General features: G+C 69.2%; 24 protein-coding genes. 12 read left to right on the top strand and 12 right to left on the bottom strand.

Annotated features, from left to right (window positions below):
• The first annotated feature begins 17 nt into the window (after positions 1 to 17).
• The 4 genes from C447_RS10725 (at position 18) to tbsP (ending at position 4,791) form a co-directional block, all read left to right on the top strand.
• Entirely contained in the window at positions 18 to 866 is an 849-nt protein-coding gene (locus tag C447_RS10725) for a sugar phosphate isomerase/epimerase family protein (RefSeq protein WP_007693764.1), read from the top strand.
• Between the two features lie 59 nt (positions 867 to 925).
• The gene (folP, locus tag C447_RS10720) at positions 926 to 3,376 is read left to right on the top strand and encodes a dihydropteroate synthase (RefSeq protein ID WP_007693762.1); all 2,451 of its coding nucleotides are present in this window, start codon (positions 926 to 928) and stop codon (positions 3,374 to 3,376) included.
• A 68-nt stretch (positions 3,377 to 3,444) separates the two neighbouring features.
• On the top strand, positions 3,445 to 3,849 hold the full coding sequence (locus C447_RS10715; protein ID WP_007693760.1) for a VOC family protein: 405 nt from the start codon (positions 3,445 to 3,447) through the stop codon (positions 3,847 to 3,849).
• A gap of 111 nt (positions 3,850 to 3,960) precedes the next feature.
• On the top strand, positions 3,961 to 4,791 hold the full coding sequence (gene tbsP, locus C447_RS10710) for a transcriptional regulator TbsP (protein ID WP_007693759.1): 831 nt from the start codon (positions 3,961 to 3,963) through the stop codon (positions 4,789 to 4,791).
• A 42-nt stretch (positions 4,792 to 4,833) separates the two neighbouring features.
• On the opposite strand, the gene C447_RS10705 is transcribed toward tbsP, so the two are convergent.
• Genes C447_RS10705 through C447_RS10695 form a run of 3 tightly spaced genes read right to left on the bottom strand, consistent with a single transcriptional unit; the run spans position 4,834 to position 8,330 of the window.
• Positions 4,834 to 5,619, bottom strand: a complete 786-nt coding sequence (locus C447_RS10705) for an energy-coupling factor transporter transmembrane component T family protein (protein WP_007693757.1) — start codon at positions 5,617 to 5,619, stop codon at positions 4,834 to 4,836.
• On the bottom strand, positions 5,616 to 7,496 hold the full coding sequence (locus C447_RS10700; RefSeq protein ID WP_007693755.1) for an ABC transporter ATP-binding protein: 1,881 nt from the start codon (positions 7,494 to 7,496) through the stop codon (positions 5,616 to 5,618). Before C447_RS10700 ends, C447_RS10705 begins: the two co-directional genes overlap by 4 nt.
• Before the next feature lie 42 nt (positions 7,497 to 7,538).
• The gene (locus C447_RS10695) at positions 7,539 to 8,330 is read right to left on the bottom strand and encodes a QueT transporter family protein (protein WP_237713440.1); all 792 of its coding nucleotides are present in this window, start codon (positions 8,328 to 8,330) and stop codon (positions 7,539 to 7,541) included.
• 188 nt (positions 8,331 to 8,518) lie between these two features.
• On the opposite strand from C447_RS10695, the gene glmU reads away from it, so the two are divergent.
• Positions 8,519 to 9,700, top strand: coding sequence for a bifunctional sugar-1-phosphate nucleotidylyltransferase/acetyltransferase (gene glmU / locus C447_RS10690; RefSeq protein WP_007693752.1), 1,182 nt, complete (start codon positions 8,519 to 8,521; stop codon positions 9,698 to 9,700).
• Between the two features lie 18 nt (positions 9,701 to 9,718).
• On the opposite strand, the gene C447_RS10685 is transcribed toward glmU, so the two are convergent.
• Complete coding sequence (locus tag C447_RS10685; RefSeq protein ID WP_007693749.1) at positions 9,719 to 10,432, bottom strand: ferredoxin--NADP reductase; 714 nt, start codon at positions 10,430 to 10,432, stop codon at positions 9,719 to 9,721.
• 129 nt (positions 10,433 to 10,561) lie between these two features.
• On the opposite strand from C447_RS10685, the gene C447_RS10680 reads away from it, so the two are divergent.
• Positions 10,562 to 10,741 (top strand): DUF7576 family protein, encoded by a 180-nt coding sequence (locus C447_RS10680; protein ID WP_007693747.1) that lies wholly within the window; start codon positions 10,562 to 10,564, stop codon positions 10,739 to 10,741.
• 51 nt (positions 10,742 to 10,792) lie between these two features.
• Here the strand turns inward: C447_RS10680 and C447_RS10675 are convergent, their stop codons facing one another.
• Positions 10,793 to 12,598, bottom strand: a complete 1,806-nt coding sequence (locus C447_RS10675; RefSeq protein WP_007693745.1) for a formate/nitrite transporter family protein — start codon at positions 12,596 to 12,598, stop codon at positions 10,793 to 10,795.
• A 125-nt stretch (positions 12,599 to 12,723) separates the two neighbouring features.
• Here C447_RS10675 and C447_RS10670 point away from each other — a divergent pair, with 125 nt between their 5' ends.
• Entirely contained in the window at positions 12,724 to 13,881 is a 1,158-nt protein-coding gene (locus tag C447_RS10670; RefSeq protein ID WP_007693743.1) for a glutathione-independent formaldehyde dehydrogenase, read from the top strand.
• 40 nt (positions 13,882 to 13,921) lie between these two features.
• Here C447_RS10670 and C447_RS10665 read toward each other — a convergent pair whose 3' ends face one another.
• The 4 genes from C447_RS10665 to C447_RS10650 all read right to left on the bottom strand — a co-directional run bounded on the left by C447_RS10665 (position 13,922) and on the right by C447_RS10650 (position 18,719).
• Complete coding sequence (locus C447_RS10665; RefSeq protein ID WP_007693741.1) at positions 13,922 to 14,860, bottom strand: acetamidase/formamidase family protein; 939 nt, start codon at positions 14,858 to 14,860, stop codon at positions 13,922 to 13,924.
• A gap of 77 nt (positions 14,861 to 14,937) precedes the next feature.
• Positions 14,938 to 16,587, bottom strand: coding sequence for a hypothetical protein (locus tag C447_RS10660; RefSeq protein WP_007693739.1), 1,650 nt, complete (start codon positions 16,585 to 16,587; stop codon positions 14,938 to 14,940).
• A 37-nt stretch (positions 16,588 to 16,624) separates the two neighbouring features.
• On the bottom strand, positions 16,625 to 16,999 hold the full coding sequence (locus C447_RS10655) for a hypothetical protein (RefSeq protein ID WP_007693737.1): 375 nt from the start codon (positions 16,997 to 16,999) through the stop codon (positions 16,625 to 16,627).
• 13 nt (positions 17,000 to 17,012) lie between these two features.
• A complete protein-coding gene (locus tag C447_RS10650; protein WP_007693735.1) occupies positions 17,013 to 18,719 on the bottom strand; it encodes a helicase HerA domain-containing protein in 1,707 nt (568 codons plus the stop codon).
• A gap of 232 nt (positions 18,720 to 18,951) precedes the next feature.
• Between C447_RS10650 and C447_RS10645 the strand changes: the two genes are divergently transcribed.
• Positions 18,952 to 19,560 carry a hypothetical protein gene (locus C447_RS10645; protein WP_007693733.1) on the top strand — a complete coding sequence of 203 codons (609 nt, stop codon included), beginning with the start codon at positions 18,952 to 18,954 and terminating at the stop codon, positions 19,558 to 19,560.
• Here C447_RS10645 and C447_RS10640 read toward each other — a convergent pair whose 3' ends face one another.
• Positions 19,561 to 20,559, bottom strand: a complete 999-nt coding sequence (locus C447_RS10640; protein WP_007693731.1) for a formylglycine-generating enzyme family protein — start codon at positions 20,557 to 20,559, stop codon at positions 19,561 to 19,563.
• 173 nt (positions 20,560 to 20,732) lie between these two features.
• On the opposite strand from C447_RS10640, the gene C447_RS10635 reads away from it, so the two are divergent.
• Genes C447_RS10635 through C447_RS10625 form a run of 3 tightly spaced genes read left to right on the top strand, consistent with a single transcriptional unit; the run spans position 20,733 to position 23,059 of the window.
• Positions 20,733 to 21,008 (top strand): hypothetical protein, encoded by a 276-nt coding sequence (locus tag C447_RS10635; protein ID WP_007693730.1) that lies wholly within the window; start codon positions 20,733 to 20,735, stop codon positions 21,006 to 21,008.
• Positions 21,008 to 22,063 carry a DUF4350 domain-containing protein gene (locus C447_RS10630; protein WP_007693728.1) on the top strand — a complete coding sequence of 352 codons (1,056 nt, stop codon included), beginning with the start codon at positions 21,008 to 21,010 and terminating at the stop codon, positions 22,061 to 22,063. The genes C447_RS10635 and C447_RS10630 overlap by 1 nt, the downstream gene beginning before the upstream one ends.
• Before the next feature lie 3 nt (positions 22,064 to 22,066).
• Positions 22,067 to 23,059, top strand: a complete 993-nt coding sequence (locus tag C447_RS10625) for an AAA family ATPase (RefSeq protein WP_007693726.1) — start codon at positions 22,067 to 22,069, stop codon at positions 23,057 to 23,059.
• 6 nt (positions 23,060 to 23,065) lie between these two features.
• Here the strand turns inward: C447_RS10625 and C447_RS10620 are convergent, their stop codons facing one another.
• Positions 23,066 to 23,947: a hypothetical protein gene (locus C447_RS10620; RefSeq protein WP_007693724.1), complete on the bottom strand. Its 882-nt coding sequence runs from the start codon at positions 23,945 to 23,947 to the stop codon at positions 23,066 to 23,068.
• Positions 23,940 to 24,425: a hypothetical protein gene (locus C447_RS10615; RefSeq protein WP_237713441.1), complete on the bottom strand. Its 486-nt coding sequence runs from the start codon at positions 24,423 to 24,425 to the stop codon at positions 23,940 to 23,942. Before C447_RS10615 ends, C447_RS10620 begins: the two co-directional genes overlap by 8 nt.
• A 270-nt stretch (positions 24,426 to 24,695) precedes the next feature.
• On the opposite strand from C447_RS10615, the gene C447_RS10610 reads away from it, so the two are divergent.
• Positions 24,696 to 26,258 (top strand): LolA family protein (locus C447_RS10610; protein ID WP_152416147.1); only part of this gene is annotated, 1,563 nt, incomplete at its 3' end.

Here is a 26,258-nt window from a genome sequence, read left to right as displayed (position 1 = left end):
ACGGCCGTCGTGGGACCATGGTCGACCTCGCGTTCTCGACGAACGCCTACACCCGCCACCCGCTCCCCGAAGCGATCGACCGCATCGCCGGCCACGGCTACGACGGCGTCGAACTCCTCGCCGACACGCCGCACGCCTTCTTCCCCGAGTTCTCCGAACGCGACCGCGAGGCAACGCTCGCGGCGCTCGACGACACGGGATTGGACGTGTCGAGCGTCAACGCCAACACCGCGACGGGCTACTACGACGACGCGCCGCCGTCCTCGTTCTTCGACCCGAGCATCGTCACCGCCGACGACGAGGACCGCGAGTGGCGGATCGAGTACACGAAACGCGCCATCGAGTTCGCCGACGCCGTGGACGCGCCCGCGGTCAGCGTCGGCACCGGCCGCCCGCTCGCCAACAACCCGCCGGAACAAGCCCACGAGTATCTCGAGAACTCGCTCCACACGATCCTCGACCACGCCGAGGAACACGACGTCCGGGTCGGGATCGAGTACGAACCCGAACTCCTCGTCGAGTGTACCGACGAAGTCCTCGCGCTGATCGGCGACGTGGGCCGGGATTCGCTCGGCGTCAACCTCGACCTGGGCCACGCGGCGGTCTACGGCGAGGACCCGGCCGAGGCGATCCGCCAGTGTGCGGGTCACATCACGGGTGTCCACCTCGAAGACATCGCCGGCGGACGACGTGGCAAGCACTACCACCTGGTGCCGGGCGACGGCGACCTCGACTTCCGGGCGATGTTCGACGCGCTCGACGACGTCGGCTACGACGGGTTCGCCACGCTCGAACTCTACACCCACACCGCGAACCCCGACGAGGCCGCGCGCCGGGCCGCCGAAGCGCTCGCCGAGTTCCGATAGCGACCCGAAGGGGTCCGAAACTCCGATAACCTCAAACCCGCGTCGAACGCGGTTCGGATATGGAGTTCCACGACGCGGCGAACTTCCTCTTCGGGCTTCGCCGCTACCCCCCGAGACCGGGGCTCGCGGCCACCGAGTCCCTGCTCGACCACCTCGGCGACCCCCACAAGGACCTGACCGTGGTCCAGGTCGCCGGCTCGAACGGCAAGGGGAGCACCGCCAGGATGACCGAATCGGTCCTCCGCGAGGCGGGGCTCGACGTCGGTCTCTACACCTCACCCCACCTCGACTCGGTCCGCGAGCGGATCCGGATAAACGGCCGCCGAGTGACCGAGCGCGCGCTTACGGAGTACGTCGAGACCGTCCGCCCGTATATCCTCGACCGCGCGGCTACGGGGGCATCGCCCACCTTCTTCGAGGCGGTCACGGGGCTCGCGCTCTGGGCGTTCGCGCGAAACGAGGTCGACGTCGCGGTCCTCGAAGTCGGCATCGGCGGGCGCTACGACGCCACCAGCGTGACCGACCCGGTCGCGAGCGCGGTGACCAGCGTGACGCTCGAACACACCGACGTCCTCGGCGACACCGTCGAGGCGATCGGCCGCGACCTGGCCCACGTCGCACCCGCCGACGGCCGGCTCGTGACCGCCGCCGACGGCGACGCGCTCGCGGGGATCGAGGCACAGGCCGGCGAGGTGGTTCGGGTCGGCGATAGCGGGGCCGTCGAGGTGTCCTACGGCGGCCGAACGGGGGTCGAGAGCCGCGTGTGGCTGTCCGGGTCGGACTGGCGCGTCGAGACGGCCGTTCCGCTGGTCGGCACACACCAGGCCGACAACGCCGGCGTCGCGACGGTGCTCGCGAGGCAGGTCTCGTCCGCGCTCGACGTCGACCTTCCCACGGAGACCATCGAACGCGGTCTTCGGACGGCCCACTGGCCCGGCCGGTTCGAGGTCATGGAACGCGAGCCCCTGGCGGTGCTCGACGGGGCGCACAACCCCGGTGCGTGCGAGCGGCTCGCGGGGACGCTGGACGAGTTCGACTACGACGACCTCCACCTCGTGTTCGGCGCGCTCGCCGACAAGGACCACCGGGGGATGGTCGAGGCGCTCCCGATCCCCGACAGCGTCGTGGCCTGCCGTCCCGACATCGACCGGGCCGAGGACAACGCGGTGCTCGCGGCGGTCGTCGAGGACGTCACTGGGCTCGAAGTCGAAACGACTAGCGACGTCACCGACGCGCTCGCGAACGCGCTCGCGCGGGCGGACCCCGACGACTGCGTGCTGGTCTGTGGCTCGCTCTACACCGTCCGGGAGGCCAGAACCCGCTGGAGCCGGCTCGACGTTCCCAAAGCCGTCGACGACGTGGCCGACGCCCGGCAGGCGCTCCGGGAGGCCCACGTCACCGAACCCGGCGTCTACCGGATGCGCGGGAAAGCCGTCCATCGAACTCTGAAGACCCGTGTTCGACCGCGGCAGGCCCAGTACCTGAAGGAGGAGCTCCTCTCGCTCGGTGGCGAGTGTGCGATCTCGGGGCTCAACGACCAGGACGAGGAGTTCCTCGACGTCCTCCTGATGGGCACCCTCGCGCAGTTCAAGCGGCTCACCCGGAAGCTCGACGCCCAGCCCTACGGCCTCGGACCGCTGGCCGACGGGATCTCGTCGGCGCTCTCGCTCGATGACGGGGACCGGGACCGGGGCTACCCGTGGGACGACCGAACGGCGGTGATGGGAATCTTGAACGTCACCCCCGACAGCTTCCACGACGGCGGCGAGTTCGAGACCACCGAGCGCGCCGTCGCGCGCGCCGAGGAGATGATGGCGGACGACGTGGACATCGTCGACGTCGGCGGCGAGAGCACCCGACCCGGCGCGGACGAGGTCCCGGTCGCCGACGAGTGTGACCGGGTGGTGCCCGTCATCGAACGCCTCGCGGACCTCGATGTCATGGTCTCGATAGACACCCGGAAGGCCGCGGTGGCGCGGGCGGCGCTCGACGCCGGTGCGGACATCGTGAACGACGTCTCGGGGCTCGCCGACCCCGAGATGCGGTTCGTGGTCGCGGAGTACGACTGCCCGGTGGTGGTGATGCACAGCATCGACGCCCCGGTCGACCCCGGAACCGAGGTCGACTACGACGACGTGGTCGCGGACACGCTCCGCGAACTCCGCGAGACCGTCCTCGTCGCCGAACGGGCGGGTATCGACCGCGAGAACGTCATCGTCGACCCGGGGGTCGGCTTCGGGAAGGACCGTCGCGAAAGCTTCGCAATGCTCGGACGGCTCGGCGAGTTCCGTGCGCTCGGCTGTCCGGTCCTGTTCGGCCACTCCCACAAGTCGATGTTCGACCTCGTGGGGCGCGACGCCGACGAGCGCCTCCAGGCGACGGTGGCGGCGAGCGCGGTGGCCGCCGAACGCGGTGCCGACATCGTGCGGGTTCACGACGTCGCGGGGACCGTGGCGGCGGTCCGGGTCAGCGAGGTCGCGAGCGACCCCGACACGTTCACCATCGAGTGAGCGGGTCGACGAGCCCATCGTCGGCGGACGGCAACAGCGCTTTTCGTCCGTCGACCCGACCGTCGAGCATGGCCTTCGAACCCGTCGACCTCGACCACGTCGCGCTCCGCGTCGGCGACCTCGACGACGCGCTCGCGTTCTATCACGACGTACTCGGTCTTTCCGTTCGGGACCGGGACGCCTTCGAACGCGACGAGGTCCCGTTCGTGGCGGTCGCCGCCGGCGGCCGACACCTCCACCTCGTGCCGACCGACGAGCCCTTCGACGTCGACGGCGAACACGTCTGCCTGTTGCTCCGCTCCGACGAAACAGACACCCGCGAGGCGATGACGACGCTGCTCGACGAGCTCCGCGAGGCGGGCGTGACGGTCGAGTCGGGCGAACCCCACGAGCGGCTCGGGGCCTACGGTCGCGATTGGGCGGCCTACGTCCGCGACCCCGACGGCCGCCGGGTCGAACTCAAACTCCACTGAGCCGACCCGACCCCGGATCCGGCCCGGTCGTGGACCCATCCCGATCGTCCTGGCCCGACCTAGGTACCTAGTGGTATTCGTTACAATAGCGACCCGCGTTGTGCTATGTAGATGACGTTCGCAACACAGTCGGTCCGGACCGAAAGAAACGTCACCGAGGTCTGTCACGCCCTGCTGGACGGCCGCTCGGACACGATACTCGTGGTCGGCCCGTCGCCGACGGTCATCGACGGCCTCCTCGACGCCCTCGACGACCACGCCGACCCGCCCACGATACGCCTGCTCGCGGCCGAGTCGGTGCTGAAGGCGTTCGTGCGCGACTTCACCGACGCGGCGACCCTCGCGGACTTCGTCGCCGCCGACGTGGTCTCGCTGGGTGTCTCGGCGGACCTCTTCGACGGGCCGCTCGTGCTGACCGACGACGAGGTGGTGTCGGTCGTCTCGACCGAGAGCCGGAGCGCGATCCTGAGCACCGACGACGAGACGTTCGTCGCGACCGCCCGGCAGGAGTACACCGCGTGCTGGGAGAACGCCGATCCGTTCACCCTCCGAACCCCGCCGCTCTCACGCGTCCGCGAGACCATGGACGAGGAGTTCGGCCCCGAAACCACGGCGGATTTCGAGCGGATGCGCGCCTCGCTCGCCCACGACGACGCCTCGGGCGGTCTCGACGAGGTGGACATCGCCCTGCTCGCCGCGGCGAAGAACGAGGTGCTCCTCTACAACCTCAGCACGTGGGGCGAGAGCGTCGGCCTCGCCAGCCGCGCGACCTTCTCGCGGAAGAAGACCCAGTTCGAGGACGCCGGGCTGATCGACACCGAGAAGGTCCCGATCGACGTGGGCCGGCCGCGGCTCCGGCTCCTGCTCGGGGACGACCGCCTCCGCGACGCCACCGACGTGGTCGCGACCGCCGAGGAGCTGCTCGCGGACGCCGACGTCTGACGACGCCGGATTCGCCCCGGTCCGACGGTTCTTCGAGCGGGGTTAGACCTGGCCGTAGCCCTGAAAGGAGAGCCAGACCGACCCGACCACCAGCACGAGCCCCACGACGACGACCGCCCAGTCGACGGTGCCGAACGTCGGTTTGTCGTAGAACGTCCGGTCGCGTCGCGGGTCGAACCCGCGGGCTTCGAGCGCCATCGCCTGGGTCTGGACCGACCGGACCGCGGTCATGAACACCGGGACGATGAGCGGGATGTAGGCCCGGAATCGCTCGATCGGGTTCGCCCCGCTCACCTCGTGGCCGCGGGCGGCCTGGGCCTGCCGGACGGTGCCGGTCGCGCCGAGGAAGGTCGGAAACAGCCGGAGGGCGGTGCCGACCGCGAAGCAGAAGGCGTAGGGGAGCCCCAGCGAGCGGAGGCCGGTGACGATCTCCTCGTTCGAGGTCGTGGTGATGAACAGCAGGCCGCCGAGGATGAACGCCACGATGCGTTCGCTCCGCCCGAGCGCGAACAGGAGTTCGTAGGTCGTGACGGCGAACCACGGGGTCCGGAACACGACGGTGTCGCCGGGCGGGGTGAACGCCGGCCAGAGCACGAACCCGACGAGGAACACCGCGACGATCACGAACGAGAGGCGCTTGACGTTGCGCCACCCGCCGGCGTACACCAGCGCGACGAACAGCGCGACCAGCGGGACGGCGACCACGACGGGGTTCCCGAAGACGTAGGCGGTCGTGAGCACGCCGACCAGCAGCGCGAGCTTCGAGCGGGCCGTCAACCGGTGAAATATCGTGGGTTTGTCGACGTAGAGCGAGGTCGAGCCGCTCATCCGAGACCCCCGTCGTTCGCCGCACCCCGTGGCGTGCTATCGGCCGGGACCGTGTCCTCGCCGCCGAGCCCGGCCACCACCTCGTCGACCGAGAGCGCCGGCAGGTCGCCCTCCCCCGCGAGCCGGTTCGAGAGCGCGACCGGCTGCGGGGACTTGAGCTCCCAGCGTTCGAGCGCGTCGGCGTCGGCGAACAGCTCCCGGGTCGGGCGGTCGGCGACCTTCTCGCCGTCGGCCATCACCACCGTTCGGGGGGCGTACCGCGCCACCGTACTCATGCTGTGGGTCACCATCACCAGCGTGAGCCCCTCCTCGCGGTTCAATCGAGCCGCGAGGTCGAGGAACTGGCGTTGTTGGGTGGCGTCGAGCCCCGTCGTGGGTTCGTCGAAGACGATGACCTCGGGGTCGGTGGCGAGGATGCTCGCGAGCGCGACCCGCTGACGTTGGCCCTTCGAGAGGCTGAACGGGTCGGCCTCCTCCAGCCCGTCGAGCTCGACGGTCTCGATCGCGCGCTCGACCCGCCGGTCGAGCTCCTCGCCCTCCAGCCCGAAGTTCTCGGGGCCGAACCGGACCTCCTCGGCCACCGAGGTCGCGAAGATCTGGTGGTCGGGGTTCTGGAAGACGTAGCCGACCGACCGCCCGACCTCGCCCATCGAGAGGTCCGATACGTCGCGGTCGCGCCACCTCGCGCTCCCCGAATCCGGCGCGAGCAGGCCGTTGAAGTGCTTCGCGAGGGTGGTCTTCCCGCTGCCGTTGTGGCCGACGATGGCGACCACCTCGCCCTCGCGGACCGTGAGGTCCACGCCGTCGACCGCCCGGACGACGCCCTGGTCGGTGTCGTAGGTGTGGACGAGGTCGTCGAACTCGAAGACCGGGTCGCCGAGGGAGCCGCCGGTGCCGGCCGGCGCGTCCGAGCTCGACCCGTCGCGGGTCCCGGGCGGACTCCATTCGAGAGGGCTCTCGGCGACACACTCGATCCCTTCCTCGACCGTCAGCGGGAGGTCGTCGTCCCAGCCGAGCCGGTCGAACACCTCGACGACGGCGGGGACGCCGACGCGTGCCTCGCGGAGCGCCTCGGGGTCGGTGAACACCTCGCGTGCGGTTCCGTGGCGGAAGACCCGGCCGCCCCGGAGGAGCACCGCCCGGTCGGCGAGCAGCGCCTCCTCGATCTTGTGGGTGACGAGGACGATGTCGTTCGGTCCGCCTTCCTCGCCCGCGCCGTCGGCGAGCGAGCGGACCACCGAGAGGGTGTCGCGGCTGCCGCCGGGGTCCAGATCACTCGTGGGTTCGTCGAGCAACAGGAGGTCCGGGTGATTCGCCATCACGCCGGCGAAGACGAGGCGCTGTTTCTGCCCGCCCGAGAGGGTGTCGGGCGAGCGGCGGCGGTCGAGGTCGGCGAGCCCCATCAGGTCGAGCGAGTGCTCGATCCGGCCGCCGATCTCCTCGGACGGGACCGCGAGGTTCTCGGGCCCGAACGCCACCTCCGCCGAGATGCTCGTCCCGAAGAGCTGGTCCTCGTAGTCCTGGAGCACCATGCCGACCACTTCGGCCATCTCGCTGACGCGCGCCTCGGTGGCGTCGCGCCCGAGCACCGTGACCTCCCCCGAGAACGAGCCCGTGATGAAGTCCGGGATGATCGAGTTGAGGGTCCGGAGGAGGGTGGACTTCCCGCCGCCGCTCGCGCCCATCACGACGGTGAACGAGCCGGGAGCGAAGTCGAGGCTCGTCCCGCGAAGCACCGGCCCGCCGCGTTCGTCGGGGTCCGGTGCCGAATCGTCGGCGAAGGTCGCGGCGGCCGGCAGGTCCACGCCCTGCTCGTAGGCGAAGACCACGTCTTCGAGCCGGGCTGCGGGGTCGGTTTCGTCGGTCGCTTCTCCCATTCTTATGAGTGGCTCGCTTCCCACACGGTTAAACGCAATTTTTTAACTCACGATCGACGAGAGCCGTTCGCCCGAGACCGCCGCGAGGGCGAACGCGAGAACGAGCCCGACCGCGCCGAGCACCAGCTGGAAGGTCGATCCCGGAGGTGCGACGAACGTCCCGACCGCGATCCAAACGAACGCGACGACGAGGAACCCGTAGGCGGCGAGCTGTGTTCGCGAGGTGCCCACGTCCGGGAGGTCCTCGCTTCGCATCACGTCGGGGTAGAGGAGGCCGAGGTCCTTGACCCGTCCCCAGAGCAAGAAGAGCAAGATTGGCCCGAGGATCGCGGACGTGAGGAAGTTGTTGACGCCGATCGAGATACTGATCGCCGGGAAGGGCGCGAGGCCGAGGGTGTCGAGCCCCCACGCGATGGTCGACGCGGTGAGCGCCGAGGCGACTGCCGCGATGACGACGTACTCGGCGAGCTGCGTGCCGGTGTTCGAGCGGAAGTCCGGTTCGTTGCCGCTCGACAGCGGCCCGAGGCTCCCCCAGAGCTTGTAGCCGACCATCGCATAGAAGAAGTTGCCGACGAACCCGAAGATGCTCCCCGGCGAGAGCGTCCCGCCGAAGATATCGCCGATCAGGTTGCCGATCGCCGACCCCCACGCCGCCGCGGGACCGAACATCAGCCCGAAGATCACCGGGAACACGTTCGCGGGTCGAACGCTGACGAACCCCGGGATGATCTGAAACGCCTTGAAGGGGACCAGGATCGCGGCGTAGACCGCCGCCACCACCGCGACCAGCATTATCATTCGGGTGTCGCGCCACATCGTGAATGCTTCTCGCATTATACGACGCCCCTCGAAGACGCTACGCTTAAAATATTCCCTTTCGTCTGGATGCCTGATCGCTTTCGCGCCGTATTCCGTCACATTCGACACAGCGCTGAGGGGACCCGATGGGTAACGACGGACCGGGCGCTCCCCGCCGACGACGGAGCGGTAGGACTATTTCCCGCCCGCGAGTCGGCCGCGGTATGCAGACCATCGTGCTCGCGGCCGGCGAAGGCACCCGGATGCGACCGCTCACCGCCCACACCCCGAAACCGATGCTCCCGGTGGCCGACCGCCCGCTGTGCGCCCACACCGCCGACGCCGCGGTCGCGGCCGGGACCGACGAACTGGTCTTCGTGGTCGGCTACGAGGCCGACGCGGTGCGCGAGCACTTCGGCGAGGAGTACCGTGGCGTGCCGGTCGCGTACGCCACCCAGGACGAGCAGCTGGGAACCGCCCACGCCGTCCGGGCGGCGCGCGAACACCTCGACGGCGAGTTCGCGGTGCTCTACGGTGACGACCTCTACGACCCCGCGAGCATCGAACAGCTGTTCGCCTCCCGTCCCGGGATCGCGGCCTACCGCGCCGAGAACCCCTCGAACTACGGCGTGCTCGACACCGACGGCGACCGAGTGGTGGGTGTCACCGAGAAGCCAGACGAACCCGAGACGGACCTCGTGAGCGCGGGCGCGTGCGTGCTGCCGGGCGAGGCCCGCGAGTGGCTCGACGTCGAGAAGAGCGCCCGCGGCGAGTACGAACTCACCGATGTCCTCGATAGGGTGTTCGCCGAGTACGAAGTCTCCTACACCCCGCTCGACCGCTGGATGGGCGTCGGCAGGCCGTGGGAACTCCTGACGGCCAACGAGTGGAAGCTCGCCGACCTCGAACGACGCGTCGAGGGTGACGTCAGCGAACGCGCGGAGCTACGCGGGCCGGTCGTGGTCGAGGAGGGCGCGGCGATCGAACCCGGCGTGGTGGTCGAGGGTCCAGCCATGATCCGGTCGGGGGCCCACGTCGGCCCGAACGCCTACGTTCGGGGCGCGACGCTGCTCGGCGAACGGGTTCGAGTCGGCCACTCCGTCGAGATCAAGAACTCGGTCGTGATGGCCGAGACCCACGTCCCCCACCTCTCGTACGTCGGCGACAGCCTGCTCGGCCGCGAGGTCAACCTCGGGGCGGGGACGACGGTCGCGAACCTCCGTCACGACGATAAACCTGTCAAACAGACGGTGAAGGGCGAGCGGGTCTCGACGGGACGAAGGAAGTACGGCGTCGTGGTCGGCGACGGCGCGAAGACCGGCATCCACACGGCGCTCCATCCGGGCGTCGTGCTCTCGACGGGGGCGCGGACGATGCCCAACGAGACGGTGGACCGGGACCGATAGACCTGCGTTCGAGCGCTCTCAGTCCTCGACCTCGCCGTCCTCCCAGCCCTCGGAGAAGACCCGATCCTCGGGGACGTCGAGGTCGTCGAGGTGGTCCTTCGTGTCGACGACCATCTGGGGCACCCCGCAGACGTAGAAGTGCCTGTCGAGGTCGTCGAGCACGTCCTCGACGTGGTCCTGGACGTGGCCGGTGCGTCCGTCCCAGTCCTCCTCGGAGAGCGAGAAGGTGAGCGAGAGGTTCCCGTGTTCGCTCGCGAGCTGGTCGAGCGTCTCGCGGTACATGAGGTTCTCCTGGCTCTTCTCGCCGTAGAGGAAGTGGGCTTCGCCGGTGCCCTCCTCCAGATACTCCTTCAGCATCGCCATCATCGGGGTGATGCCCGTCCCCGTGGAGACGAAGACGACGTCCTCGTCGGTGTCCCGGAGGGTGAGCTCGCCGTGGAACTCGGCGAGCGTGATAGTGTCGCCGGGTTCGCGGTCGTGCATGTAGACCGAGGCGGTGCCGTCGTCGTAGCGTTTGATCGCGAGGGTGATCGCGTCGTTGCCCGGCGTGTTGGTCGCGGTGTAGGGTCGCGAGACCTCCGCGTCCTCGTCCTCGTCGGGGTCCTCTTGCTCGAACTCGACGTTGGTGTGCTCGCCGGGTTCGAACTCGAAGGGCTCGTCGCGCTCGACGACGAACTGCTTCACCCGGGGCGTCATCCGATGGATCGACGTGATAGTTGCCTCGAACGACATGAGAGCACCTCGCCGTGTACCGTTGTAAGCCCCGGGCTTGCGGTATGCGTGACCGAGTTCGCTCGGCCCCCTCACGACCACTCCGAGCCGAAGTGGTGGAGTTATGCGGGCCGGCTCCCTCGGTAGCCCATGGTCGACCCAGTCTCCGACGTGGCCGAGGACACCGAAGAAACCGCGCCGACGTGTGCGACCTGCGGCGAGACGATCCTCAACCAGCCGACCCACCGTGTGACGACCGAGGTCGCGGACGGAGCTGTGGTCATCACCCACTTCTGCGACGAAGACTGTCTCTCGGCGTACGAGGGCTGAATCCGCCGACGCCACACCCGTATTCCGATCGAGCGGTCGTGGACGGGCGGGCTACAGCCGACCGACGAGGCGCTCGACGAGGCTCCGTTCGGTGGAGCGTTCGGCGATCACCACCGAACACGACACCCCCTCGACGACGTCGAACCGGAGCGAGTCCGTGACGAGCCGCGAGAGAACGCCCGCTTCGGTCGCTCCCAGCACCAACAGGGAGTGGTCCGTAGCGACCCGCCGGATCACGGGCCCGACGTCGCCGGCCTCGACCACTCGCTCGGCGTCCGCGAGGTCGTGCTCGCTCGCCCACTCGTCGAGGAACGCCTCGCCCGCCTCGCGGTCGGCCGGCGTGTCGACGACGCGGAGCAACGTGACCGAGGAGCCCTTGCTCGACCGGTAGGCCCGCGCGACCTCGGCGCTCAGTTCGGGGGAGGGGCCGTCGCCGACCGGCACCAGCACGCGAGAGGCGTCGGTGCCGCGGTCGTTGAGCACGAGGAAGTCCGTCCCGTGTTGGTGAGTGAGTTCGTCGAGCGGGCGCTCGGTGCGGGCGTCGGCCCAGGGCCGGTCCGCACCCCATCCCATCACGACGAGGTCGGCACACAGACGGCCGGCGGCGTCGAACACCTCCTCGAACGACCGCCGTGAGACGATGGTCGAAGTCTTGGCCGTGACTTCGTAGGACTCGATGAGCTCCGCGAGCGGCTCCATCCGGTCGGCGGAGTCGGCGACGATCCGCTCGCGGTCCGCGAACCGATAGCTCGCGGGGGTGTCGGGCGTCTGGATGATGTGGACGGCGTGAACCACCGCGTCGTCGTGGCGGCTGGCGAGCCGGCAGGCGAGGTCGACCACGGGGGCCTCCGTTCGCGGGTTGCCGATCGGCACCAGCACCCGGTAGGTCCCGTCGTCGGCGACCGTCCCGCTGGTATCGACCATCGAGACGTACGACCGGCCGGCGAGTCCACCCAGGAGCCACTCGCGGAGCGAGAGCTGTCGTTGCGAGCCCTCGAACCGGGCGGCGTCGCGGCGCTCGGCGGAGGTCTGGAAGTAGTTGACCACCGTCACCAGGACGATCCCACCGACGGTGTTGCCGAGCAACACCGGGATCACGAACGCCGTCAACCCGACGCCAAGTTCGAGGTTGCCCGCGAGGACGAGATAGAGCATCTCGGTGAACGAGACCACGACGTGGAACAGGTCCCCGAGCGGGATCGCGAGGAAGGCGAGGTAGACCACGACGAGCCGGGAGATGGTGTCGCGCGAGGCGTAGACCACCCAGACGACGCCCGCGACGATCAGCCCCGCGAAGACCGCCTTCGAGAACAGCGCGGGGGCCGGCGTGTCGATGCCGTGCTGGGCGTGTTCGAGCGCCGCCTGGGTCGCCTCGGGCGAGAACACCCCGCCCCAGGTCAGCGCCACCGCGCCCAGCCCGCCGCCGGTGAGGTTCCCCGCGAGCACGATCGTCCAGTGACGGAGGAGCCTGGGGAGGCTCACGAGGCGTTCGAGGGTGAGCGCGACGGGAGGGAGGGTGTTCTCGGTGTAGAGCTGGTAGCCACCGATGATGATGTAGATGAACCCCAGCGGGTAGAGCAGCGCGCTCAGGATCGGGTCGTGGTCGGTCGTGGCCGTCATCGAGGAGTAGAGCAGGAAGGTGATCGTGATCGCGAAGCCCGCGGCGAGCCCGCTGAAGAAGAGTTCGCGCCGACCCGAGGTGACCTCCTCGTCGGCGGCGGCGATGATCCGCTGGAACACCTCGTCGGCCGAGAACCGGTCGCGCACCACGGCCCCCGCCGCCGGCACGCCGCTCCGCGAGCGATCGATCGCGTCGCGAACCTGCTCGTCGTCGCTGGGGTCGTCTCGACTGGCCATTGCAGGTGGGTGTTCGGGGGAGAACTAAGCATTGGCGTTCGTCCGGACCTCGATACGGTGATTTACCATGGGGAAAATACATTACGATACGAGTCGAAGAGTGGGTGGAGCCACCACACATGTCAATGAGAGCCGTCGTCTATCAGGGCGCACACGACGTCGCGGTCGAGGACGTCGACGAACCGGAACTCGAACACCCCAACGACATCGTGATCGACATCACGACGTCGTGTATCTGTGGGTCGGACCTCCACATGTACGAGGGGCGAACCGCCGCCGAGCCGGGGATCGTCTTCGGCCACGAGAACATGGGGATCGTCGAGGAGGTCGGCGAGGGCGTCGACACCCTCGAAGCGGGCGACCGTGTCGTCCTCCCGTTCAACGTGGCCTGTGGCCACTGCCGGAACTGCGAGAACGGGAAGACGGGTTTCTGTACAAACGTCAACCCTGGCTTCGCCGGCGGGGCCTACGGCTACGTCGCGATGGGGCCCTACAAGGGTGGACAGGCCGAGAAGCTTCGCGTACCGTACGCCGACTTCAACGCGCTCAAACTCCCCGAGGGCGGGAGCAACGAGGACTCGTTCGCGCTGCTCGCCGACATCTTCCCGACGGGCTGGCACGCCACGCGACTCGCCGACCTCCAACCCGGCGAGTCGGTCGTGGTCTACGGTGCGGGTCCCGTCGGACTGATGGCCGCCTACAGCGCGAAGATCCAGGGTGCTTCGGAGATCTACGTGGTCGACCGGGTCCCCAGCCGACTGGACCTCGCGCGCGACCACTGCGACGCCACCCCGATCAACTTCGAGGAGGGCGACCCCGTCGAGCAGATCAAGGAGATCCACGGCAGCGGCGTCGACAAGGGCGTCGACGCGGTGGGCTATCAGGCCGTGGACCCCGATAAGGAAGGCGATGGTGCGTACGACCCCGCGCGCGAGAGCCCCGCGAACGTCCTCAACAACCTCATTCGAACCGTTCGCCCGACCGGCCAACTCGGCATCGTCGGGCTCTACGTTCCCGAGGACCCCGGCGCACCGGACGACATGGCCGCCCAGGGTCGCCTCGGCATCGACTTCGGGCTGCTGTTCGAGAAGGGCCAGAAGCTCGGTACCGGCCAGTGTGACGTGAAGTCCTACAACCGCCAGCTCCGCGACCTCATCATCGAGGGCCGCGCCGACCCGAGCTTCCTCGTCTCGCACCGCGTGGGCCTCGACGAGGCCCCCGAGATGTACGAGCGCTTCGACGACCGCGAGGAAGGCGTCACGAAGGTCCTGCTCGAACCCTAACCGACTCCCGACTTTTATCGAGCCCGCCCTGGAGCGACGGCTACGGAAACAGCGAGTCCGCGACGTAAGCCGAGACCGTCCAGTTCGGCGCGTCGACCACCTGATTCACCTTCAGGTCGACGGCGACTGAAGCGAGGACGTAGGCCGCCTCACGCGTGAGACCCCGCTCGGCTTCGAGGTGGTCGAGCATCCGCGAGGTCGCGAGCCGGCAGGCGTCCATGAGGTCGTCGCTGACTCCGACTGTAGCGTGAGCGGGTTCGTCCCGGCCGGACGGCGTGAACGGTCCTCCGGTCTCGAACTCGGGAGCGATGAGGTCGCGTTCGACCAGCCGAAAACGGGCGGTGACGTCCATCGGGGCCTCGATACCCGTGAGACAGACCTCGCCGTCGCCCTGGGCGGCGTGGCAGTCGCCGATCGAGAACAGCCCGCCCGAAACCTCGACCGGGAGAAACAGTGTACTACCGGCGGTGAGGTGTTTGACGTCGAGGTTCCCGCCGACGTTTCGTGGGGGTGTCGTCGAGTGCGGCCCCGGCTCCGCCGGCGCGAGACCGAGGTTCCCCGGAAACGGTGCCAGCGGAACCTCGATGCCGTTCTCGAAGAACGCGACCCCGTCGTCGAGTTCCCAGTTGTAACAGAACGGCTCGGGGAACTCATCGGGGAGGAGTCCGGCCCCGCTGTCGCCGGGCGGAAAGTAGGAAACGCCGTGGCCGTGGTGCTCGAAGTCGAGGAGGTCGACCGCGAGGGTGTCGCCGGGCTCGGCATTCCCCATTTCGACCGGGCCGGAGAGCGCGTGGCCCTTCGACTCCATCGCGGCGACGTCCGCGCCGGTGGCGTCGGTCGCGAGTTGGTTGTCGGCGGCGTCGCGACACTCGAACTCGACGACCGCGCCGTCCGCGACGGTCGCGACCGGGTCGAGCCCGTTGTCCCAGGTGTAGTGGATGTGTTCGTCGGCGTCGGTGACGACGGTATCGGGGTTCACACCCGCACGACGGCCGTCGGTGTCTTCATCCTACGGGCGACACCCGCTCGATACCGGTCGGACCGACTCGCTCGGCTTCACTTCCGCAAACGGTCGCGGAGCGCGGGGACGAGGGTCGCGGTGCCGAACGAGACGAGCGCGCCCGCCGCGACGAGGAGGCCGAGCCCCGACAGGCCCGGGTCGGGCGAGGGGGGCCGGACCGTCAGGTCCCGAACCTCGGGGGTCCCCGGTGGAGCCCCGACCGGCCCGTCGGTACCCTGGCTCGCGGTACAGTCCGCGCCGTAGCCGACGTTTCGGGTGGTCACCCCGACGATACTCGCCGGCCCTGCACCGGGAAGTCGGACACAGCTATCCGCGAGCACGGTGTTCGGCCGGGCGTCGGTGCCGCTGACGGCCGGGCCACCCGTCGCGCTCCCGCGTATCTCGATCCGGTCCATCCGTATCGCCTGCGGGCCCGTCGAGGCCGGATGCGGCCCGGTTCCGGGTTCGTCGATCCGGACCGCCGGGGTCCCGTCGATGTCGTTCGTCAGCCGACAGTTGTGCATTCGGCCGGTGGCGGCGCTGCCGTCGTAGACGACGAGTCCGGGACACCGGTCCAGCCGCCTGGCCCGAACGTCGAGGTTCCGAAACCGTGCGCCCTCCTTGTTCAGCGGACCGGTCTCCGAGCGGACGCCGCTCACGCCCTGTATCTCGCCGATCGTGAACCGTCCGGGGCGTCCGTCGGGCCAGCGACCCGCGTCGAGGACGACGGTGGCCCCGTCGCAGAACGACTCCGCGCCGCTGATCCGCACCGCAGTGTTGTTGTTGTTGACGAAGGTACCGCCGACGACCTGAACCGCGCCGGGCGTCCGCGAGGCGTAGAGACCGTTCTCCCACCCGTGGAGAACCGGTTCGACGAACTGGACCACGCCTACGTTCGATTCCCCGACGAACGCGCCCGGTACCCCGCCGGCGACGTGGCCCGGCGGCGGGGATTCGGGCCGGACCCAGGCGTGTGAGCCCGCGTTGGTGCCGCCGACCGCACGGAGGTTCTCGATCCGGACGCTCGCCTCCCGGCTCGTGGCGACCGGACGAACCAGCGCTTGCTGGTCGTCGCCCACCGCCTCGACGGGGCCGCGAAACGTGAGCCCGCGGGCGTCGATGTGGTCGTCGGTTTCGAGGAGCAGCGAGACCGCGGCCCGGTCGGCGCGCTGGTCGATCGTGAACCCCTCGAACAGCCCGCGTGAGCCGGTGTGAACGTTCAGCTCACACCGAACGCCGGGGTCGACCCGGAAGACCGCCCGCGGACCGACGATACCGAACGGTCCGGCGGGCGAGATGTTGACGTCGTCCGCGACCCGGTAGGTGCCGGCGGGGAACCGGAGTCGAACTCCGTCGAGGTCGCCGGCGGCGTCGGCGCGTTCGAGCGCCTCGTTCACCGCGTCGTTCGACCCGAGACCGAGGTACTCGACCGCGTTCACCGTGCGGTCGAAATCGGAGGACCCCGAGCGCTGGGTAACCTGGCGCTCGACCGCCGCGAGCGCGCGATAGGCGGCCCTGGAGGGCGACCCCGGCGACTCGAATTTTCTACTACCGGGTCGAGCGTCGTTCGTGACGGCCACCGGACCGGGGGACGGTTCCGGTCGGGCGGCCACGGGACGGGACAGCGCACTCCCCGCGCCGATGCCGAGTCCCGCCCGCAGCACCCCGCGCTTGGTGAGTTCGATCTCGGATGCCTGCTCCTCCACGATATGGTCCTGCTGGGGACCCGCGGCGTGATGAGCGTTATCCCCCGAAGTAGACGACGGGGACGCCGACCGCGGCGAACGATACCACCCCGAAGGTGCCGAGGACGTACAGGAGTCCGACCGACGGGAGCCAGACCACGAACCCGAGCGCGCTCGCGGCCGGCCAGCCGCACGGGTACCGAACCTCGACGAGCACGACCCAGACGAGGAGCGCCAGTACCGGGCCGAGGACCGGGGTGGACGCGAGGAACAGACTTACCGCACCCCAGGCGGCCGCACCGACCAGCGCGAGCACCAGTCCGTCGATCGGCTCGATCGCGTCGTCGACGAGGAGGCGAACCACGGCGTAGATCCCCAGTCCACCGACGAGGGTGGCGACGACGAGGACGACGAGGATGTCGAGAAGCGCCACGGAACCGTCCGCCTCAGAACCCGTCGGCCAGGCTTCGGGTCCGTTCGCGCCCGAGACTCGTCTCGCGCAACTCGCGAACGCCGTCCGGGTCGATGCCGATCATCAATCCCTCGTCGGTGTGCTCCTTCTCGACGGTCCGCATGGCTTCGAGCGTGGTCGCCATCGTGGTGACCTCGTCCGTGCTCGACCCCCCGACTCGGGAGAGGAGCGTGCGCTGGCTCACCGGGCCGCCCTCGTCGATGAGCGTGGCGATGATCCCCTTCGCGTAGGTCGGCGACGCCCGCGAGTGGTCCTCGGCTTGCTGGACCTCGTGGCGAACGACGTCCATGTCGAGCAGGTCGGCGTACGACCTCCCGTCCGCCGGATCGGGGTTCGACCCGCCGGGGCCACCGGGGTCGTCGGCGACCCTGATCGGGTCGGCCTCGCCCGCCTCGGACGACGGTTCGCCGGCGGCCTCGTCGGTAGCCGGGTCCTCGCTGCCCTCGTCGGTATCGAGGGCGTTGTCGGCGTCGACCGTCCCGGCGATATCGGTAGTGGCGGCGGTGTCGGTGTTGTCGCTGGAAGTGGCGTCGCCGGTGCTGGCGTCGTCAGTGGGGGTGTCGGCGGTGCCGTCACCGTCCGCACCCTCGTCGGTCGCCTCGAAATCGCCGAGTTCGTGGTGCGTAGGATCGTCGGCCGACCTCGTTCGCTGACTCGCTGACGACACAGCATCGCCGGTCAGCGCGCGGGTGAACTGTTCGGCCATCTCGCTGAGGTCCCGCGCCCGGGAGAGTTCGCGTTCGAGCTCCGCGATGCGTTCGTTCTTGCTTTCGAGGTCGGCTTCGAGTTTGGCGAGGCGGTTCTCGTGCTCGCGCTTCTGGTCCGATATCTCGGTGAGGTCGCCGAGCAGCCCCTCGCCGATCGACTTGAGTTCCGGGCGGTCGACGTCGCCGAGGCCCGGCGTCGAGCCCGCGTCGAACGTCCGCTTCCGGCGGACCTGCACCCGACGTCGGGTCCCGTCCCAGTCGGTGACGAGGATCGCCTCGCCGTCCGCGAGGTTCTGTACTGCTTCCGCGGCCTGGTTGTCGAGCACGCGGCCGACCACCGCGGTGTCGTTGTTCCAGGTGAGGCGGTGCCAGCAGAGCCAGTCGCACTGGGTGATCACGTCCTTCTTGACGTTCGCCGGCCGCTGGGAGATACCGCAGAAACCGAGGCCGCGCTTTCGCCCGCGCTTGGCCACCCGGACGAGCATCTTTCCGGCCTCGGTGAGCCCGCCGGACTCGGGGATGAACTCGTGGACCTCCTCGACGAGGAGGAGGAACGGCCGTCGGGCCTCCTGTTCGCGCCGGAACAGCGCCTCGACGGTCGCCCGGACGATGTCGTGACCGCCGTCGTCGAGGTAGGCCGAAACGTCGAGGATCACCGGGACGCCGCCGTCGAGCGCGAGTTCGGCGAGCTTGTCGGCGTGTTCGGTCCCGACCTGGACGTCGCACTCGTCGTCCGCGCCCGCGTGGAGGACCTCGTAGCGCTCCTTCAGGCCGTAGTACTCACCGTCCGTGTCGACGATCATGAGCGGGTGGCCGTCGTCGAGGAGCTCCTCGGCGACCACGCTCGCGGTGTTCGACTTCCCGCCGCCGCTCTTGCCCGTGACGAACCCACGACCGGTGAGGAGTTCGATGGTCGGGATTCGAACCTCGCCGGCGGCGTCGAGCGTGACCGTCTCCGCGTCCTCACTCGCCATCCGTCACCTCTCGTCGGATACGATCCAATGCTCCGTCCGTCTCACCCGGTCCGGGCGCGGCTCGACTCCCCATTCGTGACGGTTCTGCAACCGGCAGACACAAAGCCCTAGCGGACGGGGCGACGCCACCGAATCGAGCGAAAAACACGGCGACGCGAGCACGATCGCTCGGCTTCGGACCGCGCAGGTATAAGTGCGGACGGCGCGTAGCCGGCCACCGACCCCGCCCACGATGAACGAGGACGACATCACGAACGCGCTGATCCGCCACCACAAACGAAGCGAGCGGGCCGCTCGTTCGCGTGGCGAGCGGGACATCGAGACGAAGCTCTACCCCGAGGAACACTACAACCACTACGGCGACCGGGGCGTCGTCGACCTCTATCAGACCACGGGGACGTCGAGCGGCCACCTCTACGAGGTCAAATCCGAGTCGGCGGTGCGCCACGCGACCGGGGCCAACGAGATCGTCCGCCAGTTCAACCGGATGCGCGGCCACTTCTACCCCGGCACCGACCACCCGGTTCCCGACGAGGTTCACTTCGAACTCTGTTTCGTCCCGACCGCGCTCACCGCTCGGCACCTCGTCGAGAACGCCGAGATGTACGCCCAGTGCGTCGCGAACGACGTCTCGCGGCTGGACGGGGTCGAGCGGGTCGTCGCCAACGTCTGCTTTCGGCTGCCGGACCCCGAGACGATCCGCCCAGTCGTCGCGTTCACCAGCACCTCGCGGTTCCACGGGATCACGAACGAGAGCTTCCCGGCGTACGCGGCCGAAGCCAATCCCGCGGTCTACGAGCGCATCCGGTCGTCGCTCGCGAGACGGTCCCCGCCGGAGTGATCAGGCGACGTCGACCACGCACCGAAAGCCGATGTTCCCGGTCGAGCTGTCGGGCGTGTTCTGCGAGCGCGCCGCGACCCGGTATCGGTTGCACCACGACCGATGACAGAGGTACGACCCGCCGCGCATCACCCGCGAATCGCCGTCCGGCGGACCCGTCGGGTTCGTGTGGGAGTAGGCCTCGGTGGTGTGGTACTCCGAGCTGAACCAGTCGGCACACCACTCCCAGACGTTGCCGGAGACGTTGTAGAGCCCGAACCCGTTCGGTTCGTAGGCGGTTACGGGTGCGGGGCCGAGGTAGCCGTCGTCGCCGGTGTTGTGCTCCGGGAAGTCGCCCTGCCAGATGTTACAGCGGTGCTCGCCGTCGGGTCGGAGGTCGTCGCCCCAGGGATACCGTTTTCCCTCCAGCCCGCCGCGTGCGGCGTACTCCCACTCGGCTTCCGTCGGGAGGCGCTTGCCGGCCCAGTCGGCGTACGCCTGGGCGTCGTTCCACGAGACGTGCGCGACGGGCTGTTTCAACCGGTCGTCCCCGACCACGCTCGAACTCGGACCCTCGGGTCGGAGCCAGGTCGCGCCCTCGACGGCGACCCACCACGGCGCTGCCGCCACGGACTGCATCACGTGTGACTCGTCGGCGGGCGCGACGAAGTCCTCGAAGACGAACGACCAGCCGAACCGTTCGGCCTCGGTGGTGTAGCCCGTCTCGCGAACGAACCGGAGGAACTCGGCGTTCGTCACGGCGAACCGGTCGACGTAGAACGGGTCGAGCGCCACCTCGCGCGCCGGCCCCTCGCCGTCCTCGGGGAACCCGACCCCGTCGTCGGTCCCCATCGTGAACCGGCCGCCGTCGAGGCGTACCATTCGCGTCGTTCTCCCGTCGTCGGCCGTCGCCGGGGCGGTCCGTTCGACCCGGTCCCGGTCGGCCGCCGAGGGTCGCTCCCGCGACGGCCGCTCCGGGTCGCGCGAGGCCGCACAGCACGTGCGGTCGTCCCGTGCCATGGACGGTCGTCGTGCCGCCGTAGTGAAGGGGTTACGGTCGGCCCGCCGACCCGCACCGAACGCACGTCGTGAAACGACCTGGGTGTGGTGAGAGGGGTTCCGTCGGGCGAACGAACGGGATAAATAAGCCTCCGAGTCGGTAGGTTGAAGGACGACGACCGGGAGGCGGTACCATGGCAACCCAGCGGCGACGGCGCTTCGTCTACGGGCAGACCGCCTGGATGCTCGCGACGGTGGTCTGCCTGTCGCTGCTGGGCGCGCTCTCGCTGGAGCTCTTCTTCGTGCTCTCGCTCATCGGCTTCCTCGTCGTAGTCGAACTCACCGCCCCGTTCGCCGTGACGCCGCGCTGGCGCGCCCGACTCCGGTGGGTGATCCTCGCCGGGCTCGTCGTCTTCGCCTACGTCGTGGTCCGACGGGTGCTCGCCATCCTTCCGCAGGGTGTGGTCTGATGGATCGGCCGGATTTCGACTATCCCCAAGTCGTACTCGTCGGGCTCACGGTCGTCGTCGCCGTCGGCCTCGTCCTCGCGGCGACCACGTCGAGCGCGGCGTTCGGGTCGTTCAATCAGGGCTGGGACGGGGCCTCGCAGCTCCAGGACGAAGCCCGAGCCGTCGGGGCCGAGAGCGCGATCGTCAGGAACACCACCCAGTATTCGAGCGGGCCGGCGAACGGCTCCGTCGCGGTCGTGCTCTCGCCCGAGACCGGCTACGGCCCCAGCGACACCGACCGTCTTCGGGCGTTCGTCCGGCGCGGCGGCACCCTCGTCGTCGCCGAGGACGTCGGACCGCACTCGAACCCGCTGCTCGCCCGGCTGGGGGCGAACGCACGCCTGGACGGTGATACGCTCCGCGACGAACGCTACAACTACCGCTCGCCGGCGCTGCCGGTCGCGCGGAACGTCTCGGACGGAGGCCTGATGGCGGGCGTCGACAGCCTCACGCTCAACCACGGCACTGGCGTCGACCCCAACGGCGCGAGGGTGCTCGCGAGCTCGTCCAGCGTGGCGTACCTCGATGCCAACGCTAACGACGAGCTCGACGACAGCGACCGGGTGGGGAGCTATCCGGTGGCAACGACCGAACCGGTCGGCGACGGGCGGGTGGTCGTGGTCGGCGACCCGAGCCTGTTCATCAACGCGATGCTGGATCGAGCCGACAACCGGGCGTTCGTTCGGTCGCTGTTCGCCGACCACCAACGGGTCCTGTTGGACTACTCCCACGCCGGTCGGCTGCCGCCGCTCTCGGTGGCGCTGCTCGTCGTTCGGGACGTGCCGGTCCTTCAACTGGTGCTCGGGAGCCTCTGTCTCGGGGTTCTCGGGCTTTGGACCCGTCCTCCGAGGGCACTCCGGCGACTCGCGGACCGGTTCGGGAGCGAGCCAGCCCCGGACCCGACCCTGGACGCCGACGAGCTGTCGTCGTTCGTCCGGAGCCGACATCCGGAGTGGGACGACGAACGGGTCGACCGGGTGATACGAGGGATTATGAGCCGCCGGGATGAGGACTAACCAATGACCACACCGGACGAGATTTACGCCGCCCTCCACGACGAGATGGGGTCGGTGCTCATCGGCAAGGCGGAGCTCGTCGAGGGGATGACGATCGCCCTCCTGACCCGCGGGCACGTGCTGCTCGAGGGGGTGCCGGGCGTCGCGAAGACCACCGTCGCCCGGCTGTTCGCCCGGGCCAGCGGGCTGGGGCACAATCGGGTCCAGCTCACCCCCGACGTGCTCCCGGCCGACATCACCGGCACCCACATCTACCGGGAGTCGACCGGCGAGTTCGAACTCCAGCGCGGGCCCGTCTTCGCGAACCTCGTGGTGGCCGACGAGATCAATCGCGCGACGCCGAAGACCCAGAGCGCGCTGCTCGAAGCCATGCAGGAGCGCCAGGTCACGATCGACGGCGAGACCCTCGCGCTGCCGGAGCCGTTCATGCTGATCGCGACCCAGAACCCGATCGAGATGGAGGGGACCTTCGAGCTCCCCGAGGCCCAGCGCGACCGCTTCCAGTTCAAGCTCACGGCGGAGCTCCCGACGAGGACCGAGGGTCGGGAACTCCTCGACCGGTTCGACACCGACCCGACGCTCGGCCCCGACCGGATCGAACGGGTCGTCACGAGCGAGGAGCTCCTCGACGCCCGCGAGACGGTGGCCGAGGTCTACGTCGACGGGTCGGTGAAGGAGTACGTCCTCGACGTCGTGGGCGCGACCCACGAGAACCCACACGTCGAGTACGGCGCGTCGCCCCGGGCGACACTCGCCTTCCTCAACACCGCGAAGGCCCGCGCGGCGATCACCGGTCGCGACTACGTCATCCCGGACGACGTCAAGGCCCTCATCGAACCGATCCTCGTCCACCGGCTGGTGTTGAGCACCGACGCCTCGCTCAGCGACGTCTCGGTCGTGGACGTACTCGACACCATCGCCGCCGAGACCGAACCGCCCGGCGAGGACGCGGCCGAGCCGCAGGCCGCGGTGAGCGACGGCGGAAAACAGGAATGAGCGCCGTCAGTCGTCCCACGAGCACGTCACGAGGTAGTCGGCGCGGTCGTCGTCGACCGAGCGGGCGGTGACCGACACCGCTCGGTCGAGCCCCTCCGCGAACCCGACGCCGAGAAACGACGCCACGGGATGGTCGATCCGGTCGACCGCGCCGTACGCGCTCCCGTCGATCCCGATCGTCACGCTCCCCTCGCCGTCGGGCGTCCCGGAGACGTCGCGCGTCGTGCTCCGCACCAGCTCGAACTCCTCGACGAGCCCGTCGGTGAGGCGGTCGGCGAGGCGGTCGGCGTCGCCGGGGAGTTCCGTCGAGAGCGCCCGGCGGAACTCCTCGAACAGCGGCCCGCCGCTCGGATGGAGGCTCACCCCACGGGCTGCCTCGTCGTCGACGACGAACACCGACCCGAGGGCCATCGGCTCCGGCAGGCGATAGTCGGCGTTCTGGGGGACGAACAGCCGTACCGAGCTCCCCTCGACCGTTTCGGGACCTGGGAGGTAGACCCGGTCGTCCTGGAGCCCGAGTTCGTCGACGAGCGCGGCTTCGGTCGTCGCGAACGCGCTGTAGACCCCCTCGCCGACGGTCGCCGAGACGAACTGCTCCGGCGTGAGGTAGTAGGTGAGCGCGGCGGCGAACAGTCCCGTCCCGCCAAGCGCGAACAGCACGGTGCGGGAGTTCGGAAAGAGCGCGCCGCCGAGCGCCGCGACCAGCCCGACCGCCGCCAGCGCGAGCGCCGTCCGACGATACTGGGTTCGACGGGCCCGCGCGTACTCCTCGCGGAGGCGCTGGTTCTCCTCGCGCAACACCTCGATCCGCGCCGTGCGGTCGTCGTTCGGGGACGGCTCCGCCTCCGTCGAGTCTTCCTCGGCGGGTCGCGTAGCGGCCTCACTCACGTTCGACCAACCCCAGTCGAACCCGTTCGTACCGATGGCCCGCGTAGAGGACCAGCGCGAGCCCGACGACGAGCGCGCCGCCGGTGAGCGGGACCGAGTCCGTCGCGCGGAAGACCAGCCACGTCAGGCCGCCGACGGCAACGCCCGCGACGAGCGTCGCCACGACCGAACGTACCGGCTCCGCGTGGTCGACGAGCCCGCAGACGAGGACGAGACACAGCCCGGCTTCGGCGAGGGCGAAGTCGGCCACGGGGCCGTCGAACGGAAGCAGGCCGACGAGTACGACCTGTCCGAGCGCGAACGCGACCGCCGTACCGAACAGGTACTGCCCCGCACCAACCGCGACCGCAACGAGCAGTCCGAGGGGACCGACCAGCAGCACCGTCGTCGCCGTCGCGACGAGCACGCCGAGCGCGGCGAGCACCCGTCGTGCGCGCGGATGACGGCCGACCCCGGTGGCGCGAACGGCGACACTCACCTCACGGGCTCCCGGAACGGTCGCTGGGAAGCGGAGCGGTTCACGTGTTCGGGTCCACCCAGGACGGCTTATTTTTTGCCCTTCCAGTCACGAAAGACGGGGTCGCGTTCGGAGCCGAACGCCGGACGCGAGCGGTGGGGCCGACCGGAGCATCGAGCGGCTCGGTCGGTCAGTCGACGATACGTTTTCGGGACGTTCTCCTGGGATACGTCACTCGTTCTTTTCTTCCGACCCGAAGTTTTATAGAGGTTATCGTAGATAAAACAACTGATGATATCAATGAAGCAGCTGGGCGCGATAGTGGTCGCGCTCGGCTTGCTCACCGTCGCGATTCCAGTCTCGGGGGTCTCCCCGTTCGGTGGCGACCAGGTCGCGAACGCGGCGAGCGCACAGGCGGACGTATCGAACGGCGCGAACGCACAGGTCGAGTCGACGGCGGACGAAACGGCGACCGAATCGACCGACACCGCAACGAACGCGGCGACCGAAACCGCCACCGACACGGCGACGGCGACCGGGACGGCTTCCGGAAACGGCGACCGGACGTTGTTCGACGTGTATCAGGACGCACGGACGTCCTACGACGGTCTCCACGACCTGAGCGCGACGGTCGAGAGCGAGACCGTGGTCTCGAACGACGCCGGGAGCCAGTCCTTCGACGCGAGCGCGAACGTCTCGTACAAGGCCCCGGATATGGTCCGACTCGACGTCCTCGAACCCGAGGCCCAGGCCGGAACCATCGTGGCCTCGAACGGCACCACGGTGATGTACTACGACCCCGCGACCGACACCACGACGGCGCTGCCGGTGGCGGACCTCGCTAACGCCTCGCCGGCGAGCGCCATGGGTGGGGCGACCGCGGGCGGCGTCTCGCAGGCCGACGCGATGGGGATGAACGCGAGCGCGATGGGCACGAGTGACCCCTCGACGATGCTGGCCGACAGCGACGTGACCTACGAGGGCACCGAGATGGTCGACGGCTACACGACCGACGTGGTCGCCATCGAGAGCGAGAACGAATCGCTGGGCTACACCGCGTCGGCGACCGTCTACCTCGACCGGGCGTCGAGCGTTCCGGTGAAAGGCGTCTCGAACGTCACCCTCACGACCGAGGGTGAGACGACCACGATCAACACCTCGTTCCTCGTGAGCGACCTCGCGGTCAACGCGGGGATCCCGAACGCCACCTTCGACCTCGCCGACGGCGACGTGACGCCGGTCGAGGAGCGGCCGATGCCCCAGAACGCGACGTACTACCAGGTGGACTTCGTGACGGGCGAAGCGATCGAAAACCTCCGGAGCGACGAGGGCTACTACACGCCCGATAGACTGGTCCGCTTCGCACACGGCAACACCGATTCGGACATCACACGCGTCTCCGACGGCGAGTTCGTGACCGACGAAACCGTGGCCGACCGGATCGAGAGCGAGGACATCTCGGTCGAGAACGACACCGCGACGATCACCTTCACCGTCAGCGAGGGCGAACCGATCGAGTTGACCCTCGCGAGCTACGAGAAGACCGGTCCCGGCTGGAGCCCCCAGACCGAGGCCGACCAGGAGTTCGTCGACAGCGACACCGAGACCTTCGAGTCGGGGACCCACACCCTGACCGTCGACCTGCCCAACGGGGATACGGAGGAATCGACGGTGACGACCACGGCGACGTCGACCGGAACGGAAACGGCGACCACGACAGCCGAAACGACGACCACGGTGACGGCAACCGAGACGATGGAGACGGAAACGGCGACGTCGAGTGCAACGGACACGCCGACGGCGACCGACACCGTGACGGCGACGGCGACCGACACCGTGACGCCGACGGCGACC

This window comes from Halococcus hamelinensis 100A6 (genome assembly GCF_000336675.1).
In the GTDB taxonomy this organism is placed as follows: Archaea; Halobacteriota; Halobacteria; order Halobacteriales; family Halococcaceae; genus Halococcus; species Halococcus hamelinensis.
This window is presented reverse-complemented; position numbering and strand designations above follow the sequence as displayed.